The organism is Pseudomonas machongensis (assembly GCF_034961125.1).
Taxonomy (GTDB): Bacteria; Pseudomonadota; Gammaproteobacteria; order Pseudomonadales; family Pseudomonadaceae; genus Aquipseudomonas; species Aquipseudomonas machongensis.
Genome location: NZ_JAYFUI010000010.1, coordinates 1 through 1,262, shown reverse-complemented (window position 1 = coordinate 1,262; position 1,262 = coordinate 1). Strand labels below are relative to the sequence as shown.

The window sequence follows — 1,262 nt, the reverse complement described above, 5'->3', positions numbered from 1 at the left end:
AGAACCTGATGTTCTGTGAAGATGCTGCGCGTCGCGTGCACCTGGCGCTGCGCGAATTGGAATGGGCCACCAGCTTCGATCTGCGCGTGGAACATGCGGAAAGCCTGCATGCCCACGACGCAGTGGCTGCCAGCCAGTGGCAATGGTGAGGCGCTAGCTGCGTGGACGTACGTTACCGCAATCATTACCCAGCCACACCGCCCGGGTGTTCATGCTGCCCTGCTGCTGAACGCCCGAGGCATTGAAGGTGCCGCTGACCTGGGTGGTGAATTCGCGATCACTGAGGAAGGTTGCCTGACCGGTGCCTTGGGCTTTGGGGCAACTGAACTGGAACTTCCAGACGTTGCCTTGACGGTCGGTGATCTTCTGCGTGCAACCCGACTGCGGATCCTGCAGCGGAATATCATTGGTAGCCACCTGCTCTGGCGTCAAGCACGAGCGCACTCCATTGCCCCCCACGGTAATGCCTTGCTTGGCCAAGGCACCCTCCATCATGGCGCGCTGCTCCGGCGGCAGGTTCTTCAGTTGGCCGAGCATGAACGCCATATCGGGCAATGGCTTGCCGTCGACCTGCATGTTGCTGGTGGTCAACTCCCACAGACCGGGTTGCAGCATCTGCGCTTGCGCCAGCAGCGGGCTGCCCAGGCCCAGTGCCAGGGCAATCAGTGGCAGACGAATCTTCATGGATCAGTGCTCCTCGAAATACCGGCTACAGGCCGGACAGAGCATTAGACGTCTTTTTCGCCCGCGGGTTGCAAGTGGCCCCGGGAACATGCTCTGTTAGGCGGCAGTGCTCTTGGAATGCAGGATGCGTATGGATTACCACAGCCCCTACTTCTTCGGTTACCTGCTCGGACTGATTCACTTCCTGGGCATCATCGCTGCGCTGCATGCGGTGTTCACTGTGCGTACCGCTCAAGGCGCAATCGCCTGGGCAATGTCACTGTTCTTCATTCCCTACCTGACCCTGGTGCCCTATCTGATCTTTGGCGCCCGCTCCTTTTACGCCTATATACAGGCGCGGCGACAAGCCAACCAGGAGATGCACGTGGCGATGGCCGACCTCAACTGGCGCCCCTGGGTGGAGGAAGCCCTGACCGCCCGGGAGTCGGAAAGCTACGCGGCACTGCGTGCCATGCCCAAGCTTGGTCGCATGCCCTGCCTGGCCAACAACCAGGTGAAATTGCTGATCGATGGCACTGCGACCTTCGACGCGATCTTCGCTGCCATCGGCGAGGCGCGGGACACGGTGCTGGTGCAGT

3 protein-coding genes are annotated in these 1,262 nt (G+C 60.9%); 2 read left to right on the top strand and 1 reads right to left on the bottom strand.

The window, feature by feature from the left end; translation table 11 throughout:
- The coding region (locus VA602_RS00380; RefSeq protein WP_323452153.1) for a GTP cyclohydrolase, FolE2/MptA family at positions 1–149 on the top strand (149 nt) is incomplete at its 5' end.
- 4 nt (positions 150–153) lie between these two features.
- Here VA602_RS00380 and VA602_RS00375 read toward each other — a convergent pair.
- Positions 154–684 carry a DUF3617 domain-containing protein gene (locus VA602_RS00375; RefSeq protein ID WP_054892991.1) on the bottom strand — a complete coding sequence of 177 codons (531 nt, stop codon included), beginning with the start codon at positions 682–684 and terminating at the stop codon, positions 154–156.
- A 130-nt stretch (positions 685–814) separates the two neighbouring features.
- Between VA602_RS00375 and VA602_RS00370 the strand changes: the two genes are divergently transcribed.
- Positions 815–1,262 (top strand): PLDc N-terminal domain-containing protein (locus VA602_RS00370; RefSeq protein ID WP_323452152.1); only part of this gene is annotated, 448 nt, incomplete at its 3' end.

What these genes read in the sequence shown, in the direction of transcription:
- VA602_RS00375 (WP_054892991.1), bottom strand. Translation starts at nt 684, where the DNA reads ATGAAGATTCGTCTGCCACTGATTGCCCTGGCACTGGGCCTGGGCAGC.